General features: G+C 75.5%; 1 protein-coding gene. It reads right to left on the minus strand.

The genetic code is table 11. From position 1 onward, the window contains the following. Window positions 1-2: 2 nt before the first annotated feature. Complete coding sequence (locus AB0I06_RS00890) at window positions 3-19,916, minus strand: non-ribosomal peptide synthase/polyketide synthase (RefSeq protein ID WP_363116567.1); 19,914 nt, start codon at window positions 19,914-19,916, stop codon at window positions 3-5. Window positions 19,917-19,918: the final 2 nt, after the last annotated feature.

Here is a 19,918-nt window from a genome sequence, read left to right on the forward strand (position 1 = left end):
CGTCATCGGCGGTCGCGGGCGTGGTGGGCGATGTGGCGCAGTGCCTGGGCGAAGTCCTCGGCGACCTGGCGCACGGTGTCGGTGGCGTGCAGGGCGGGCCGGTGGTGCCAGGTGAAGGACAGCCGGCCGCGCTGGACGGCGCCGACGATCTCCAGCGGGTGGGAGCCGCTGTCGCGCGGGTCGTGGTGGCGGCCGAACGAGCCGTGTTCGGCGCGTACGAGGCCGTCCCCGGGGTTCTCCGGGCGGGCGTCCCACTGTCCGAGGTAGTTGAAGACGACCTGTCCGTGGGCGGCGCGGCCCAGGCGCTCGCGCACCTCGGGCGGACCGAAGGTGCGCAGCGCGCCGAAGCCGAGGCCGTTGCCGGGTACGGCGCGCAGCTGGCGGCGTACGGACTTCACCAGGGTGCGCCAGTCGCGGTCGGGGCTCAGGTCGGCGGGCTCGGGGACCTGGAGGGCGACGGGGTGGACGGTGGTGAACCAGCCGACCGTGCGGGTCAGGTCGACGTCGTCGAGGACGTCCTCGCGGCCGTGTCCCTCCATGTCCAGGCGGACGTCCTCGTGGCCGGTCCAGCGGGCCAGGGCGAGGGCGAGGGCGGCGAGGAGCACGTCGTTGACGCGGGTGCGGTAGGCGGTCGGCGCGGCGCGCAGCAGCGCCTCGGTGTCCGCCTCGTCCAGTTCGACGGTGAGCGTGTCGACGGCGCCGGTGTCCGGCCCGGCCGCCGGTTCGGCCGGTAGGGGTTCGGTGTCCACCGCGCGTTCCCAGTAGGGCAGTTCGTGGTCCAGGGCACCGGAGGCGACGTGCGCGGCGAGGCCCCGGGCCCAGTCGCGGAAGGAGGTGGTGCGTTCGCCCGGTGTCACGGTGTCGCCCTGGGCGGCCTGCCGGTAGGCGGCCTCCAGATCGTCGCGCAGGATGCGCCAGGACACGGCGTCCACGACCAGGTGGTGGCCCACCAGGAGGAGGAAGTCGGGCCGGTCGGCGGCGCCGGTGAACAGGGCCGCCCGCAGCAGCGGGCCACGTGCGAGGTCGAAGCCGGTGTGCAGGTCGTCGGCGGCCTTCTCCATCGCCGCGTCGGCATCGGTGGACGTCAGTCCGCCGAGGTCGTGACGGGTCAGGAGCCCGTCGCGGTCGGTGTCGGCCGCCGGTGGGTTGTACTGGCGCCATCCGTCCCGGCCCGCGGTGAACCGCATGCGCAGAGCGTCGTGGTGGTCGAGCAGGGCGTTGAGGGCGGTTTCGAGGGCGGTGGCGTCCACGCCGGGGGCGAGTTCCACCAGCAGGGACTGGTTGAAGTGGGAGTGGCTGGCGCGCGGTCCGGTCAGGAACCACTCCTGGATCGGGGTGAGCGGCACCTCCCCGCTCACCGCCTCGTCGCCGGAGTGCCGGGGTGCGGTAGTGACGACGCCGGCCAGCTCGGCGACGGTCTGGTGGGTGAACAGGTCACGGGTGGTCACGTGCAGTCCGTCGCGTCGCATCCGGGAGACGACCTGCATGCTGAGGACGGAGTCGCCGCCGAGGTGGAAGAAGTTGTCGTGTGCCCCGACGTCGGCCACGCCGAGGACGTCGGACCAGATGCGGGCGATGCGGCGTTCGGTGTCGGTGCGCGGTGGGGTGTGCGGCCCGGTGGCGGTGTGGGCGGGTCCCGGTTCGGGCAGCGCGCGGCGGTCGGTCTTGCCGTTCGGGGTGAGCGGCAGCTGGGCCAGCGGTACGAACGCCGAGGGGATCATGTGCGCCGGGAGCAGCCCGGCGAGGTGCTCGCGCAGCTCGGGGACCGGCAGGGTCTCCGGGGTGCCGTCGGCGGGGACGACGTGGGCGACCAGCCGTGCGCCGGAGCGGCCGTCCGGGTCGCTTCCGCCGGCGCGTACGGTGACCACCGCGTCGCGCACCAGCGGGCTGCCGCGCAGCGCGCTCTCGATCTCCCCGGGTTCGATGCGGAAGCCGCGCAGTTTGAGCTGGGCGTCGGCGCGTCCGGCGAAGCGGAGTTCGCCGCTCGCGTCCCAGCGGGCGCGGTCGCCCGTGCGGTACATGCGCTCGCCCGGGGCGCCGAACGGGTCGGCGACGAAGCGGGACGCGGTCAGGCCGGGCCGGTGGAGGTAGCCGCGGGCCAGGCCGGGTCCGGACACGTAGAGGTCGCCGGTGACGCCGGGCGGGACGGGGCGCAGGGCGGCGTCGAGGAGGTGGACGCGGGTGGCGCCTGCCGGGCGTCCGATGGGCGGGGCGCCCGTGCCCGGGGTGAGCGGGCCGGTCCAGGTGGCGACGACGGTCGCCTCGGTCGGGCCGTAGGAGTTGATCATCCGTCGGCCGGGGGCCCACCGTTCGACGAGGTGGGCGGGGCAGGCCTCGGCGCCGACGATGAGGGTGCGCAGGTGCGGCAGGGCGTCGGCGGTCCCCGGGTCGACCGTCGCGAGGGCGGCGGGCGGGATCAGGGTGTGGCTGACGCGCCGCCCGGCGAGGACCTCGGCGAGGCGCTCTCCGACGAGGGGGCCCTCCTCCCCGGTGAGCAGGGTCGCGCCGCTCAGCAGGGACACGCACAGCTCCAGCACCGAGGCGTCGAAGCTGGGTGAGGCGAACTGAAGGACCCGGTCGCCGGGGCCCGCGTCGTAGCGGTCGGCGGCTGAGGCGGCGAAGGCGGCGAGGCCGCGGTGCGTCACCGTGACGCCCTTCGGGGTGCCGGTGGAGCCGGAGGTGTAGATCACGTACGCCGGGTGGTCGACGGTCAGCGGGGCCGTGCGGTCGGCGTCCGTGGGCGCGGTGTCCGGGCCGTCCGCGTCCCACACGGCGGCGGGGTCGTCCAGGACGAGCCAGGCTGCGGCGTCGCGGAGCATGAACTCCCGGCGCTGCTGCGGATAGTCGGGGTCGACGGGCAGGAAGGCGCCGCCGGCCTTGGTGACGGCGAGCTGCGCCACGACGGTCTCGGCACTGCGGGGCAGGGCCAGCGCCACGATCCGCTCGGGTCCCACGCCCCGGGCGATGAGGCGGTGGGCCAGCCGGTTGGCGGCGCGTTCGACGTGCGCGTACGTCAGCTCCCGCCCGTCGGCGTCGGCCAGGGCCACGGCGTCGGGGGTGTGGGCGGCCTGTCGTTCGAACAGCTCGGGCAGGGTGGCCGCCGGGACCGGGCGGGCGGTGCCGCGGCCCTGGTCGAGGACGGCCTTGAGGGTCTCGTCGGTGGCGAGGGGCAGGGCGCCCAGGGGCCGTTCGGGGTCGTCGGCGACGGCGGTCAGCAGGGTGCCGAGCTGGTCGGCCATGCGTTCGGCGGTGGCCGCGTCGAACAGGTCGGTGTTGTACGTGAGGACGCCGTGCAGTTCGCCGGTGCCGGTCTCGGCGAACTCCAGGGTGAGGTCGAACGCGGCGTGCCGCAGCTCGGTGTCGACGTCGCCGGCCTCCAGGCCGGGCAGGTCGAGGTCGGCGGCCGGGGCGTTCTGGAGGACCACCATGACCTGGAACAGCGGGGTGCGGCTGGTGTCGCGGACCGGCTGCACCTCGTCGACGACCTGCTCGAACGGCGCCTCCTGGTGGGCGAAGGCGTCCAGGACGGTCCCGCGGACCTCGTCGAGGAACTCGGGGAACGGGCGGTCGGGTTCGACGCGGGAGCGCAGGACGAGGGTGTTGACGAAGAAGCCGACGAGGTGCTGGACCTCGGCGCGGTCGCGGCCGGAGGTGACCGTGCCGACGGTGATGTCGTCGCCGCCGGTCAGCCGGGCCAGGTAGGCCTGGGCGGCGGCGACCAGCGTGGTGAACAGGGTGGCCTGCCGGTCGCGGCCCACCCGGGCGAGGCGGCGGGTCGTGTCGCGGGGCAGGACGAGCCGTACGGAGGCGCCGTGGTGGGTGCGCACCGCCGGGCGGGGCCGGTCGGTGGGCAGGTCCAGCGTCTCAAGACCGGCCAGGTGCTCCTTCCAGTACGCGAGGTGGTCGTCGGTGCCGCGCCCGCGCTGCCAGTGCGCGTAGTCCGCGTACTGCACCGGCAGCGGCGGCAACGTGCCCGTCTCCGCACCGAGTTCGGTCCGGTAGAAGTGGGCGAGATCGCCGGTGAGGACGCCGGTGGACCAGCCGTCGGTGACGATGTGGTGCAGGGTCAGCGTCAGGACGTGCTCGTCGTCCGCGAGCCTGAGCAGCCCGGTGTGCAGGAGCGGGCCGCGCCGCAGGTCGAAGGTGCGGGCGCGTTCGGCGTCCAGCAGCTCCGCGAGCCGGGCGTCGCGTTCCCCGTCCGGGAGCGCCGACAGGTCGTGCAGGGTCAGCGGCACGTCCCCGGCCGGGTGGACGATCTGCACGCCGTGGCCGTCGACCGCGTCGAAGGTGGTGCGCAGCGCCTCGTGCCGCTCGACCAGCGCGTGCAGCGCCGAGGTGAGGGCCGGCACGTCCAGCCGGCCGCGCAGCCGCAGGGCCAGCGCGGTCACGTACTCGCCGCTGCCCGGCGCGAACTCCTCCAGGAACCACAGGCGTTGCTGGGCGTACGACATGGGGGCGGGCGTGTCCCGGGTGACGGGGACGATCGCCGTGGGCGCGGTGTCGCCGGGGCGTTCCTCGGTGAGCAGGGCGGCGAGGGCCTCGGGGGTCGGGTGGGTGAACACCGCGCGCGGGGACAGTTCGGTGCCGAACGCCTCGGACAGGCGAACGGCCAGCCGGATGCTGAGGATGGAGTCGCCGCCCAGCTGGAAGAAGTCGTCCCGCACACCGGGTCGCGGCACGGACAGGACGTCGGCGAAGACCTCCACCGTGCGGCGCTCCGCGTCGGTGCGCGGCTCCGCCGGTGTGCCCTCGGACGCGCCGCCCGCGGGCTCCGGAGCGGGCAGCGCCGCCCGGTCGACCTTGCCGTTGCGGCTGAGCGGCAGCTCGGGCAGGACGACGAACGCCGACGGCACGAGGTAGTCCGGCAGGGAACGCCGGGCGAACTCCCCCAGGGCGGTGACGTCTTCGGTGCCGACCACGTAGGCAACCAGGCGGCGGCTGCCGGGCCGGTCCTCGCGGGCCAGCACCGTCACGTCGCTGACGGCGGGATGCGCGGCGAGGACCGCCTCGACCTCGCCGGGTTCGACGCGGAAGCCGCGGATCTTCACCTGGTCGTCGGCGCGGCCGAGGAACTCCACGGTGCCGTCGGGGCGTCGGCGGGCCAGGTCGCCGGTGCGGTACATACGACTGCCGGGCGGACCGGCCGGGTCGGCGAGGAAGCGGGCCGCGGTGTCGCCGGGGCGGCCCAGGTAGCCGCGGGCCACACCTTCGCCGGCGAGGTACAACTCGCCCGGGCAGCCCGGCGGCACGGGCCGCAGCCGGCCGTCGAGGACGTGCACGCGCATGTCGTCGAGCGGGTGGCCGATGGGCACGGTGTCGGGGACGGCGGCCGCGTCGGCGAGCGGGAAGGACGTGGCGAACGTGGTCGTCTCGGTGGGGCCGTAGCCGTCCACGACGGCCAGGCCCGGGCAGGCCGCCAGGACGCGGCGTACGGCTGCGGCGGGCACGACGTCGCCGCCGGTCCACACCTGGCGCAGCCCGGTGAAGCAGTCCGGTGCGTCCTGCGCGAGGAGCCGGAACAGGCCGGCGGTCAGCCACAGCGCGCTCAGGCCGCAGTCACGGACCAGCTGCCGCAGCAGCGCGGCGTCCAGCGGCCGTGGCGGTGCCACGACGACGCAGCCGCCGGTGAGCAGCGGCGCCCACACCTCGAAGGTGGCGGCGTCGAAGGCCACCGGGGAGTGCAGCAGCACCCGTTCGCACACACCGCCGGTGAAGCGGCCGTCGGTGGCGAGGGCGGCCACGTCACGGTGGCGTACGGCGACAGCCTTGGGTTCGCCGGTCGACCCGGAGGTGAACATCACGTAGGCGAGCCGGTCGGGGTCAGCCGGTGCGGCGAGGGGCGCGTCCGGCACGGGAGTGCGCGCGGCGGTGACGTCCTCGGTGGTCAACTCGGCTGTCACGCCCGCCCGTTCGATCAGCGTGCGGCGCCGGTCCTCGGGGGCGCGGGCGTCCACGGGCACGTAGGCGCCGCCCGCCTTGAGGACCGCGAGCTGGGCGACGACGAGTGCGGCACCGCGGTCCATGAGCAGGGCCACCCGGTCCTCGGCCCGCAGTCCGCCGGCGAGGAGCTGGGAGGCCACCGCGTCGGACCAGGCGTCGAGGTGACGGTATGTCAGCTCCGTGTCGCCGTCGCGCAGCGCGGGTGCCGCGGGGTTGCGGCGGGCCTGCTCGGCGAACAGGTCGACGGGGCTGCGCGGCTCCGCCGGGCGGACGGGGGTGTTCCACCGGTCCAGCACGGCGTGGTCGTCCTCGGACAGCGCTTCCAGGCCGGTGACGGCCGCGTCGGTCTCCAAGGCGTCGGCGAGGGCGCGCAGGACGACCGTGAGCCGGTCCGCGAGGTGTTCTGCGGTGTCCGCCTCGAAGAGGCCGTCGTCATAGGCGAGGTCGATGCCGAGCCGGTCGCCGAGGTGGGCGCGCAGGCACAGCGGGAAGGTGGGCGCGTCCTCGGCGCGCACCTCCTCCACCTGTACGCCCGTGCGGGCCGTGGCGGACTCGTCGACGGGGTAGTTCTCGAACACCACCATGCTGTCGAACAGCGGCTCGCCGGCCGGTGTCTCGCTCAGCGCCTGGATGCGCGGGAGGGCGAGGAAGTCGAAGCGCCGGGTGTCGCTCTGGCGCTCCTGCACCGCGCGCAGCCAGGCCACCACTCCCCCGCCCGTGACGCGGACGCGGGTGGGCACGGTGTTGATGAACATGCCGATCATCGACTCCACGCCGGGCAGTTCGGCGGGGCGTCCGGAGACGGTGGTGCCGAACACGACGTCGTCGCGGCCGCTGTGACGGGCCAGGAGCAGCGCCCAGGCGCCCTCGACCACGGTGTTCACCGTAAGCCCGGCCCGGGCGGCGCTCTGCCGCAACCGCGCCGAAAGGTCCTCGTCCAGCCGCCGGTGGGTCAGGGCGGCGGCGCGGGCGCGGTGCTCCTCGGCCGGCGTGCGGTCGTACGGCAGCGGGGTGCGGTCCGTGAACCCGGCGAGGGCCCCGGCCCAGTGGGCCTCGGCGGCGTTCTCGTCCTGGTCGTGCAGCCAGCGCAGGAAGTCGGCGAACGGGCGCCTGACCGGTGCGGGGGCCGCCCGGCCGCCGGTGAGGGCGGCGTAGCGCTCGCACACCTCGGTGAGGAGCTGTCCGGTGCTCCAGCCGTCCAGGATCAGGTGGTGCGAGGACCACAGGAGCAGGACCTCGTCGCCGGGCAGCGCCGCCAGGGTGATGCGAGTCAGCGGTGTCGTGGTCAGGTCCATGCCCGCCGCCCGGTCGGCGGCCAGCAGTTCCCCGGTGGCCGCCTCGCGCTCCTCGGGCGTGAGGCGCCGCCAGTCCAGGTGGGTGACCGGCAGTTCCACGCGCCGGTGCACGACCTGCACCGGATGCGGCAGGCCCTGCCAGTGGACACTGGTGCGCAGGGCCTCGGTACGGTCGGCGACCTCTTGCCAGGCGGCGGCGAAGCCCTGCGGGTCGCTCACCCCGGACAGGCGCACGGCCACGCGGTCGGAGTAGGCGCCCTCGGTGTCCACCAGGCCGTGGAAGAGCATGCCGGCCTGCAGCGGTGTCAGCGGCAGCACGTCGGTCACGTGCCGTCCGTCGCCCACCAGGCGGTCCAGTTCGCTCTGGGCGAGCCCGGCCAGCGGGAAGTCGGACGGGGTGCGGCCACCCGCGTCCGGGCGGGCGCAGTGGGCCGCGATCTCGCGCAGCGCCGCGCACATCTCCTCGGCGAGCGCGCGGACGGTGGACTCGTCGTAGACGGCCGGCGGGTAGGTCCAGCCGAGTTCGAGCCGGCCGCCCTGGACCACGCCGGTGATGTCCAGCAGGTAGGGCCGGGGGGCGTCGGGGTCGGTGTCGGAGCCGGCCGGGGGCAGGGCGGCGCCGTACAGGCCGCTGCCGCCGCCGTCGGCGTCCCACTGGCCGTGATAGTTGAACCCGACCTGGGGCGCCGGGGCGCCGGCCAGGGGGCTGTCGGGCAGCAGGTGGCGCAGCGCGCCGTGGCTCAGCCCGTGCAGGGGCACCGCGCGCAGCTGCTCCTTGACCGAGCGCAGGGTGTCGTGCCAGCCGGCGTCGGGGGTGACGGTCAGCGCGAGGGGGAACTCGGCGGTGAACCAGCCGACCGTCCGGGACAGGTCCAGGTCGTCGAAGAGGTCCTCGCGGCCGTGGCCCTCCACACCGACCAGCACGCTGTCGCGCCCGCACCAGCGGGCCAGGGTGCGGCCGAGGGCGCTGAGCAGGATGTCGTTGACCTGGGTGCGGTAGACCTCCGGGACCTGGCGCAGCAGGGCCTCGGTGGTCTCCGGCTCCAGTTCCACGGTGACCGTGGCGGCGGTGCCGTGGGTGTTGGGGCCGGGCCGGCCGGTGGGCAGGTCGGCGGGGGCCGTCGTGGTGCGCCGCCAGTGGCCGAGGTCGCCGTCCAGGGCGCCGGAGCGGGTGTGGGCCTCCAGGCGGGCCGCCCAGTGGCCGTACGCGGTGGTGGCCGGGGGCAGCTCGACGGGGTGTCCGGCGGCGGCCTGCCGGTGGGCGGTCTCCAGGTCGGCCAGCAGGATCCGCCAGGAGACGCCGTCGACAACCAAGTGATGCACTGCGAAAAGGAGTTGTGCAGGCGCGTGCGGGCCACGGTCGAGGATGAGGACGCGCTCCACCCGACCCTCGGTGGGGTCCAGGCCGGCGCGGGCCTCGTCCGCGAGGCGGGCCGCCTCGGCCTCCAGGGCGGGGCCGTCGAGCCCGGTCACGTCGTGCCGGGTGACGGTGCCGTCCTCAGGAGCGGGCAGAACCTCCTGGCGCCAGCCGTCCTCGGTGCGGCGGAAGCGGGTGCGCAGCGCCGGGTGGTGGCGCACGAGGGCGTCGGCGGCGGTGCGCAGGGCGGACAGGTCGGTGCCGGGGGCGAGTTCGAGGCGCTGCGACATGGTGAAGCGCAGCGGGTCGCCGGGGCCGCGGTCGTCGAGGTACCAGTGCTGGATGGGGGTGAGCGGCGCCTCGGCGGGGGCGGTCGTGTCGGTGGCGACCGGCGCCGACTCGGTGACCCGCAGGGCGAGTTCGGCGACGGTCTGGTGGCGGAAGACGTCCTTGGTGGTCAGCGCGAGTCCGGCCTGGCGGGCCCGGGAGACGATCTGGATGCTGAGGATCGAGTCGCCGCCGAGCGCGAAGAAGTTGTCGCGCGCGCCCACCCGTTCGACACGCAGGACGTCGGCCCAGATCGAGGCCAGCGTCTGTTCGGTGCCGGGGCGGGGAGCCACGTAGGCGGCGGTGGAGTCGGGCTGCGCGGGCGGCGCGGGCAGGGCGCGCCGGTCGGTCTTGCCGCTGGTGGTGCGCGGGATCCGGGTCAGCGGGACGAATGCCGCGGGCACCATGTGGTCCGGCAGGGTGCGGCGCAGTGCGAGGCGCAGTTCGTCGGCGGCCGGGGCGGTGTCCCGGGCGGGCACCAGGTAGGCCACGAGCATCAGCCGGCCCGCGTGCTCGCGTGCCGTGACGACGGCCTCGGTGACGTCCGGGTGGGCGAGCAGCGCGGCCTCGACCTCGCCGGGCTCGATGCGGAACCCGCGGATCTTGATCTGTTCGTCGGCGCGGCCGAGGAACTCCAGCACTCCCTCTTCGTCGCGGCGGGCGCGGTCGCCGGTGCGGTACATCCGCTCCTCCGGCGCGCCGAAGGGGTCGGCGAGGAACCGCGTCGCGGTCAGCCCGGGGCGGTTCAGGTAGCCGCGGGCGACCTGCGCGCCGGCGAGGTACAGCTCGCCGGGTGTGCCGGGCGGCACCGGGCGCAGGGTGCCGTCGAGGACGTAGGCGCGCAGGTTGGCGCCGGGGCGTCCGATGACCGGCCGGGCGGGGCGGTCGGTGACGCGGCCGTAGGTGGCGTCGACGGTGCACTCGGTGGGGCCGTACATGTTGTAGGCCGTGACGCCGAGTTCGGCGGCGGCACACAGTTCGCGCCAGGTGTCGGGGCCCGTCGCCTCACCGCCGACCAGCAGGACGCGGGGGTGGTGACGGCCGGGCGCGAGGAGTCCCGCGGCGAGCAGTTCGCGCAGGAAGGACGGGGTGACGTTGACCAGGTCGAGGCGCCGTTCGGTGATCTGCGCGCAGAACGCCTCGGGGTCCAGGCGTACGTCGTCGTCGACGAGATGGACCTCCTGGCCGAGGGCGAGCAGCAACGGCCCCTCCCAGGAGGTGTCGAAGGAGAACGAGGCGCTGAGCGCGGCGCGCAGCCGCTGTCCGTCCGCGGTGTGCGGGGCGACGAGCCCTGCGCGGTGGTCGTGGCAGAGGTTGACCAGGTGGCGGTGTTCCACGACGACGCCCTTGGGGCGGCCGGTGGAGCCGGAGGTGTAGACGATGTAGGCGGCGTGCTCCGGGCGCAGGGGGGCCGGGCGGTCGCTGTCGGTCGGGTTGCGGGCGGGCAGCCGGTCCCAGGGGGTGACGCGCAGCGCGTCGGCGGTGAGCACGGTGTGCGGGGCGGCGTCCGCCAGGAGCCCGGCGGCGCGTTCGGCGGGCAGGTCGGGGTCGAGGTAGAGCAGGGTGGCGCCGGCCTTGGCGACGGCGAGGACCGCGACCATCAGCTCGGAGGTGCGCGGGAGCCGGACGGCGACCACCCGCTCGGGGCCGGTGCCCTGGGCCAGCAGGTGGTGGGCGAGCCGGTTCGCTCGGTCGTTCAGGGCGGCGAAGTCGAGGGTGGTGTCCCGGGCGACCAGCGCGGTGGCATGCGGGGTGCGGGCGGCCTGGGCCTCGAACAGGGCGGGGAAGGTGGTGGCCGGGACGGTCAGGAGCGGTCCCTGCTCGTCGTGCAGCACCCGCCGCCGTTCGTCGGCGGTCATCAGCTCCAGCGCCCGTACGTCGCGTTCCGGTTCCCGCACCGCCGCCTCCAGCAGCAGGCGCAGGCGGGCGGCCAGGCGGCGGACGGTGTCCTCGTCGAACAGGCCGGTGTCGTACTCCAGGTGGCCGGTGACGCCGCCGTCGCCCTCCACGAAGTCGAAGGCCAGGTCGAAGGTCGCGTGCCGGACCGGCGGCAGGAGCGGCTCGGCGTCCAGACCCGGCAGGACGGGGGCTTCGGCGCCCAGGTTGTGCAGGGCGACCATGACCTGGAACAGGGGGGTGCGGCTGGTGTCCCGCTCGGGCTGGAGGGCGTCCACCAGCCGTTCGAAGGGGACGTCCTGGTGGGCGAACGCGTCCAGGACGGTGCCGCGCACCCGCTCGAGGAGCGCGCGGAACGACGTGCCGGGCCGCACCTCGTTGCGCAGCACCAGCGTGTTGACGAACATGCCGACGACATCGTGCAGTTCGGGCCGCTCCCGGCCCGCGGTGACGGTGCCGACGGCGAAGTCGTCCTGATCGGCCCAGCGGGACAGCAGGACCGTGCACGCGGTGAGCAGGGTCATGTAGAGGGTGGCGTCGGCCTCCCGGCCCCGCTCGCGCAGCCGGTCGGTCAGCTCGGCGGGCAGGGTGAAGGTCACGAGCGCGCCCTCGCGGGTGCGTACGGCGGGACGCGGCCGGTCGGTCGGCAGCTCCAGGGGCGGTACGCCGGCCAGCTTCTCGCGCCAGTGGGCGAGTTGGCGCTCGACCTGGTCGGTGCGGGCGCGTTGCCAGGCGGCGTGGTCGGCGTACCGCACGGGCAGTTCGGGGAGTTCGGGACGGCGGCCCTCGTGGGCGGCCGCGTACAGCTCGCCCAGGTCCCGGCCGAGGACGCCGAGCGACCAGCCGTCGGTCACGATGTGGTGGACGGCGAGGGCCAGCACATGCTCGTCGTCGGCGGTGCGGGCCAGGCGGGCGCGCAGCAGGGGTCCGGTCGCCAGGTCGAAGGGCGCGGCCGCCTCGCGCTCCAGCAGCTCGTCCAGTGCGGCCCGCGGATCGGATGCGGTGGTGAGGTCGTCCACGGTGAGGGCGGCCGGGTGCGGTGGGTGCACCATCTGCCGGGGCTGCCCGTCCTGTTCGGTGAAGGTGGTGCGCAGGGCCTCGTGGCGGGCGACGAGGCCGTCCAGGGCGGTGCGCAGGGCCCGCTGGTCGAGCGGGCCGCGCAGGCGCAGCACGGACAGCGTCGTGTACTCGGTGCTGCCGGGCTCGAAGCGGTCGAGGAACCACAGGCGTTGCTGGGCGTACGACAGGGGCGCCGGGGTCTGCGGGGCGGTCGCCGGGATCGCGTCGGCGGGCGGCTCGGAGGGCTCGCCGGCCGGTTCGCCCAGTTCGGCGGCGAGCGCGGACAGCGTGCTGTGGGTGAACAGCAGGCGCGGGGAGACGTCCGGGCCGAACGCGGCGCGCAGCCGGGCGGTGACGCGGACGGCGAGGATGGAGTCGCCGCCGAGCGCGAAGAAGTCGTCCCCGGCGTACACCTCCCCGACCGCGAGGACGTCCGACCAGGCGGCGGCGACGGCCCGTTCGGCGGGGGTGCGCGGTGCGGTCCGGTCGGTGTCGGCGGCGTAGCCGTCCGCTGTCGGGGCGGGCAGGGCGCGCCGGTCGAGCTTGCCGTTGACGGTGAGCGGGAGGGCGTCCATCGGGACGTAGGCGGCGGGCACCATGTGGGACGGCAGCAGCCGTTCCAGGTGGGCGCGCAGCTCGGCCGCCGGAGGTGTGGCGCCGCTGGTGCCGACGACGTGCGCCACCAGGCGGCGGGTGCCGGAGGTGTCCTCGAACACGCCGACGGCGGCGTCGGCGACACCGGGGTGGGCGTGCAGGGCGGCCTCGATCTCGCCGGGCTCGATGCGGTAGCCGCGGATCTTCACCTGGGCGTCCGCGCGGCCCAGGTACTCCAGGGTGCCGTCGGCCCGCCACTTCGCCCGGTCGCCCGTGCGGTACATGCGGCTGCCGGCCGGGCCGAACGGGTCGGCGAGGAACCGGGTGGCGGTCAGGCCGGGGCGGCCCAGGTAGCCACGGGCCAGGCCCTCTCCCGCCACGTACAGTTCCCCGGTCGCGCCCGGCGGCAGGGGGGTCAGGCCGGCGTCCAGCACGTACACCCTGAGGTCGGGTATGCCGACGCCGATGGGGCTGGCGGGGCCGTGCGCGGCGGTGGCGGGGTCGAGCGGGGCGTGGGTGACGTGCACGGTGGTCTCGGTGATGCCGTACATGTTCACCAGGCGCGGCGCGTCGGCCGGGTGGCGGGCCCACCAGTCGGCGAGCCGGCCGACGTCGAGGGCCTCACCGCCGAAGATCACCGTGCGCAGGGCGAGGCGGGCACCGGTGTCGGGGTGTTCGGCGTCGGCGCGCACGAGCGGGTAGAACGCGGACGGCGTCTGGTTGAGGACGGTGACCCCCTCGTCGGCCAGCAGCCGCAGGAAGTCCTCCGGGGAGCGGGCGGTCTCGTCGGGTACGACGACGAGCCGGCCGCCGTGCAGCAGCGGGCCCCACAGTTCCCACACGGAGAAGTCGAACGCGTAGGAGTGGAACAGTGTCCACACGTCCTGCGGACCGAAGTCGAACCACGGGCGGGTGCGGGTGAACAGCCGCACCACGCTGGCGTGCGGGATCACCACGCCCTTCGGACGGCCGGTGGAGCCGGAGGTGTAGATGGCGTAGGCGGGGCTCTCCGGCAGCGGGCGGCGGGCCGGGACGGGTCCTGTGGCCGGGCGCCGGGCGAGGCCGGCCTCCTCGTCCGGGGCGTCGAGCAGGACGACGGGCACACCGGTGCCGTCGACGCGGGCCGCGGTGTCGCGGGTGGTCACCAGGGTCACCGGGGTGGCGTCGGTGAGGAGGTGCGCGATGCGTTCGGCGGGCGAGTGCGGGTCGATCGGCAGGTAGGCCGCGCCGGACTTCAGCACGGCGAGGACCGCGACGACCTGGTCGGTGGAGCGGGGCAGGGCGAGGGCGACGAACCGCTCGGGTCCGGCGCCGAGTTCGGCGAGGCGGTGGGCGAGCCGGCCGGCGCGGGCGTCGAGGGTCGCGTAGTCCAGGTGCTCGGTTCCGCAGGTGACGGCGATGGCGCCGGGGGTGCGGGCGGCCTGCGCCTCGAACAGGTCCACCAGTGTTTCGGCGGGACGGCCGGACTCGGTGCCGTTCCAGTCGGTGAGGATCCGGCGCCGTTCCTCGGCCGTGGTCCACGTCAGGGCGCGCAGCGGCCGGTCGGTGCCGTCGGCCAGCCCGTTGAGGAGCAGGCAGAGCCGGCCGGCGAGGGCGCTGACGGTCGCCGCGTCGAACAGGTCCGGGTCGTAGGCGAGGTCGAAGCCGAGGCGCTCGCCGTGGTGGGCGCGCAGGACGAGCGGGTAGTTGGTGGCGTCGCGGGAGGTCACCCCGGCCAGCCGGATCCCGGACCCGGCCGTGCGGGCCTCGTCGAAGGGGTAGTTCTCGAAGGCGACCATGCTGTGGAAGAGCGGACTGCCGGACGGCACGTCGCTCAGCTGGGTCAGCTCGGCGAGCGACGCGGCAGCGAATCGCCTCGACTCGGCCTGCGCGTCCTGGAGTTCACGCAGCCAGGCCCCCGCCGGACGCCCGGCGTCGACGCGGACCCGGGTGGGCACGGTGTTGATGAACATGCCGACCATCGACTCGACGCCGGGCAGGTCGTCGGGCCGCCCGGAGACGGTCGTGCCGAACACCACGTCGTCCTGGGCGGCGTAGCGGGCCAGCAGCAAGGCCCAGGCGCCCTGGACGACCGTGTTGAGGGTGAGGCCGGCCGCACGGGCGGTGCGCACGAGACGGGCCGACGCCTCCGCGTCGAGACCGGCCGTGTGCACCTCCGCGGAGCGGGCCTGATGGGCATCGCGCAGGGGGCGGTCGGTGGGCAGCGGGGTGGGTTCGGCGAAGGCGGCGAGGACGCCCTGCCAGTGGGCGCGCGCGGCGTCGGGGTCCTGCTCGGCCAGCCAGCGCACGTATGCGCCGAAGGGGCGCCGCAGCGGCGGCCGCAGCTCGGTGCCCGCGGTGAGCGCCGCGTACTCCTCGCACACCTCGGTCAGCACCTGGGCCAGGCTCCAGCCGTCCAGGATCAGGTGGTGGGAGGTCCACAGCAGGTGCAGCCGGGCATCCGGCAGCCGGACCATGGTCAGCCGCATCAGGGGCGCGGCGGCGAGGTCGATGCCCCGGGCCAGGTCGTCGGCCCGCAGCCGGTCCAGGCGTTCGGCGCGTTCCGTCTCGTCCAGATCACGCCAGTCGAGGTGGGTGACCGGCACCCGCACGTCGCGGCGCACGACCTGGAGGGGCACCGGGACCTCCTCCCAGACCACGCAGGTGCGCAGGGCGGGTGTGCGGTCGGTGACACGCTGCCAGGCGACGGCGAAGGCGTGCGGGTCGGCGACGCCGTCCAGCAGCAGTCCCGCCTGGTCGACGTAGACGTCGTCGGGGCCGCCGACCAGCCGGTGGAAGAGCATGCCCTCCTGGAGCGGGGTCAGCGGCAGGACGTCCTCCACGTCGCGGCCGTCGCCGACCAGCCGGTCCAAGCGCTCCTGGTCGAGGCGGGCAAGCGGGAAGTCGGAGGGAGTGCGGCCGCCCGCGCCGGGCCGGGCGCAGTGCTCGGTGATCGCGGCCAGCGCGCGGGTCATGCCGTCGGCGAGGGCGCGGACGGTGTCCTCGTCGTGCACCTGGTCGCTGTAGTGCCAGGTGATCCGCAGTTCGCCGTCGGTGACCACGGCGGAGACGTCCAGCAGGTGGTCCAGCGGTTCGTCGGGGGCGATGTCGCGGCCGGGTGCCTCGCCCGCCGGGGCGAAGTCGCCGCCGTCGGAGGCCTCCCACTGGCCGTGGTAGTTGAAGCTGATCTGCGGCAGCGGCACGTCCCGCAGGGCTCGGGCGGCCGGGTCGGGCGAACCGAGGCGGGCCAGGGCCTCGTAGCTCAGGCCATGCCGGGGCACGGACCGCAGCCGTTCCTTCACCGCCTTGAGGGTGGCGCCCCAGTCGGGCGCCCCGGACGGTCCGGCGGGCGCGAGGGTGACGGGGTACTGGGCGGTGAACCAGCCGACCGTGCGGGACAGGTCCAGCGTGTCGTCCTCGCGGCCGTGGCCCTCCAGCAGGACGGTCACGCGCTCGCCGCCCGTCCAGTCGGCGAGGACCCGGCTCAGCGCGCCGAGCAGCACGTCGTTGACCTGGGTGCGGTAGACGGCGGGCACCCGGCGCAGCAGCGCCTCGGTGGTAGCGCGGTCCACGCGGGTGTCGAGGGTGCGGACCGAACCGGCCGGCGGGGTGCCGGGGCGGTCCACGGGCAGCGGGCTGCGGGGCTCGGCGGCCTCGGCCGTCCAGTGCGGCAGGTCGGCGTCGAGGTCGCCCTCGCTCACCCGGCGCGCGAGGTCCGCGGCCCAGTCGGTGAATGGAGTGGCGACGGGCTCCAGCCGGACCGCCTCTCCCCCGGCGGCCTGCCGGTAGGCCTCGGCGAGGTCGGCGAGCAGGATCCGCCAGGAGACGCTGTCCACCGCCAAGTGGTGTGCGGTGACGAAGAGTTGGGGGCGCTCGCCGGTACGGGTGAACAGGACGGCGCGCAGCAGGGCGCCGGTTGCCGGGTCGATCGAGGCGCGGGCGGCCCCGGCGGCGCGTTCGCGTTCGGCCGCCGGGTCCGTGGCGCCGGAGAGGTCATGGCGGGTGAGCAGCCCGGTGGCCGGGCCCTCGCCGGGGTGCTGGAGCCAGGTGTCCCCCGAGCGGGCGAAGCGGGTGCGCAGCGCCGGATGGTGCGCGGCCAGCGCCTCCAGGGCACGCTCCAGCGCCGGGGCGTCGAGGTCGTGCGGCAGGTCCAGCAGCATCGACATGGTGAAGTGCCGCAGCGGGCCGTGGGTGGCGAGGAACCACTCCTGCACGGGGGTCAGCGGCGCCGGGCCCCGCTCGGCGGGGCGGCGGGGCGCGGGCGCCTGCGCGGTGCGCACGGACGCGGCGGCGGCGAGGTCGGCGACGGTCTGGTGGCGGAAGACGTCCCGCGAGGTCAGGTGCAGCCCCGCCGCGCGGGCGCGGGAGACGGCCTGGATGCTGAGGATGGAGTCGCCGCCCAGCTCGAAGAAGTTGTCGGTCACGCCGACCCGGCGCGCGCCCAGCACCTCGGCCCAGATGCGGGCGAGGGTCTCCTCCTCGGGGGTGCGCGGGGCGACGAACTCCCGCTCTTGCTCGGCGCCTTCGAAGTCGGGCGCGGGCAGGGCACGCCGGTCGACCTTGCCGCTGACGGTCATCGGCAGGGCGTCGAGCACGGTGAAGGAGGACGGCACCATGTGGTCGGGCAGCACCCGCCGTACGGCGGACCGTACGTCGCCCGCGGCGGGCGGCGCGTCGGGGTCAGCGGGAACGAGGTGGGCGGCGAGCCGGACGTGGCCGTGCGGGTCGGTGACGGCGACGACCACGGCGGCGGAGACCTCGGGCAGGTCGGTCAGGGCCGCCTCGACCTCGCCGGGCTCGATGCGGTGGCCGCGCACCTTGACCTGGTCGTCGGCGCGCCCCAGGTAGTCCAGGCGTCCGTCGGCGCTCCAGCGGGCCAGGTCGCCGGTGCGGTACATGCGGGTACCGGGCGGCCCGAACGGGTCGGGCAGGAACCGCGCGGCCGTCAGTCCCGGCCGCCCGCTGTAGCCACGGGCCAGTTGCACACCGGCCAGGTACAGCTCACCGCCGACGCCGGGCGGCACGGGCCGCAGCCGGTCGTCGAGGACGTAGGCGCGCACGTTGGGCAGCGGGCGGCCCACGGTCGGCCGGCCCTCGCCCTCGATCCGGCAGGCCAGCGCGTCGACGGTGCACTCGGTGGGCCCGTAGAAGTTGTACGCCGCCACGTCGTGCCGCGCCGCCAGTTCCCGCCACAGCGCGGGTCCGACGGCCTCGCCGCCGAGCATGAGGACGCGCGGGTGGTGGCGCGGGTCGTCGAGCAGTCCGGCGGGCAGCAGCTGGCGCAGGTAGGTGGGGGTGAGGTCGAGGAAGTCGACGCGGTGCTCGACGACGTACTCGACCAGCGCGGCGGCGTCGAGGCGGGTCGTCTCGTCGACCAGGTGCAGCGGGTGGCCGTCGGCCATCAGCAGCACGCCCTCCAGCGAGGTGTCGAAGGAGAACGACGCCGTGAGCGCCACGTTCAGCGGCCCGCCGCCGGCCTCGGCGACGAACCCTTCGCGGTGGCCCGCCAGGAGGTTCGCGGCGGAGCGGTGGGTCACGGTCACGCCCTTGGGGCGGCCGGTGGAGCCGGAGGTGTAGATGACGTAGGCGGTGGTGTCGGGGTGCGGCGGGGCGAGCGGACCACCGATGGTGTCGTCGGCCTCCCGCAGGGCGGCCTCGTCGAGGACGAACGCGGGCCGCGCGTCCTCCAGCAGGAACCGCACCCGGTCCTCGGGCAGCGCCGGGTCGAGCGGCAGGTAACCGGCGCCGGCCTTCCAGACGGCGAGGATCGCCACGATCATGTCGGCGGTGCGCGGCAGTCGCAGGGCGACCAGGCGCTCGGGTCCGGCTCCCCGCGCCACCAGGTGGCGGGCCAGGCGGTCGGCACGCGCGTCGAGCGTCGCGTAGTCCAGGCGTACGTCGCCGGCGACGAGGGCGGTGGCGTGCGGGGTGCGGGCCGCCTGCCGTGCGAACAGCTCGGGCAGGCTCTCCCCGGGCACCGGACGCGCGGTGGCGTTCCAGTCCCGCGTCACCTGCCGCTCCTGCTCGGGCGAGAGCAGGGGCAGGGCGCCGAGCGGCCGGTCGGGGCCGGCGGCGGCGCCGTCCAGGGTGCGCAGCAACTGGTCCGCCATGCGCTCGGCGGTGGCCGCGTCGAACAGGTCGGTGCGGTACTCCAGCAAGCCGGTCAGCCCGTCGCCGTCGGGCACGAACTCCACGCTCAGGTCGAACGTGGCGGCTCGCCGGGGCACGGCGACCGGGGAGGCGGTCAGGCCGTGCGGGTCGGGCGCGGTGGGCGGCGCCGGGTGCAGCAGCACCATCACGTCGAACAGCGGGTTGCGGCCCGCCTCGCGGGTGGCGCCGACGGCCTCCACCAGCCGCTCGAACGGCGTGTCGCCGTGCGCGAAGGCGTCGTTGACGGTGTCGGCGGCGGCGGTGAGCAGGTCACGGAAGGTGCCGCTCGTCTCGACGCGGGTGCGCAGCGCGACGGTGTTGACGAAGAACCCGACGGCCCGCTCCAGGTCGGTGCGTCCGCGCCCGGGGGTGAGCGAGCCGACGGTGATGTCGTCCTGCCCTGACCAGCGGGCCAGCAGGGTCTGGCAGGCGGCGACCAGGGCGGTGAACAGGGTCGTGTGCTGCTCGGCCGCGAGCTGCTTCAGCCGGGCCGTGGTGGCCGCCGGGACGGTGAAGGTGTGCACCGCGCCCGCGCCGGACTCCTCCGCGCGGCGCGGCCGGTCCAGGGGCAGTTCGGGTGCGACCGCTCCTGACAGTCTCTCCTTCCAGTGCGCCAGCTGACGCTCCAGCCGGGTGCCGGACAGCTGCTCGCGCTGCCAGACGGCGAAGTCCGGGTACTGCGTGGCCACCGGCGCCAGTGCGGGCCTCGCGCCTTGGGCGAGGGCGTCGTAGGCGGTGCACAGTTCGTCCAGCAGGACGCCCATCGACCAGCCGTCGGTCACGATGTGATGGGCCGTCAGCAGCAGGACGTGGGTATCGGGAGCCTCCCGCAGGAGCAGGGCGCGCAGCAGCGGCCCTGCCTCCAGGTCGAAGGGCCGCTCGTACTCGGCCAGCAGCGCCGCCTCGGGGTCGGCGCCGGCCGCACCCGTGAGGTCGTGCACGGGCAGCGGGAGCGGGCCGGCGGGGTGGACGGTCTGCGCGGGGGTGCCGTCGTGCTCCTGGAACGTGGTGCGCAGCGCCTCGTGCCGCCCCACCACGTGCTCCAGCGCGGCGGACAGGGCGGTGCGGTCGAGGGCGCCGGTCAGGCGCAGCGCGACGGCGCTGTTGTAGCGCGGGTCGCCGGGGCGCAGCCGGTCCAGGAACCACAGGCGCTGCTGGGCGAAGGACAGCGGCAGCGGCCGAGTGCGGTCGGCGCGCGGGATGGCCTGCCGGGCGGCGCCGGGGGCGCCCGCGGCGGCCCGTCCGGCCAGCCGGCGGCGGAGTGCTTCCTGGAGGTCCTGCGGGAGGGCCTCGGCACGGTTTCGCTTCGAAGACGTCATGG

The sequence above is a fragment of the Streptomyces sp. NPDC050674 genome (assembly GCF_040654575.1).
Classification (GTDB): domain Bacteria; phylum Actinomycetota; class Actinomycetes; order Streptomycetales; family Streptomycetaceae; genus Streptomyces.

What these genes read in the sequence shown, in the direction of transcription:
- AB0I06_RS00890 (WP_363116567.1), bottom strand. Translation starts at nt 19,916, where the DNA reads ATGACGTCTTCGAAGCGAAACCGTGCCGAGGCCCTCCCGCAGGACCTC.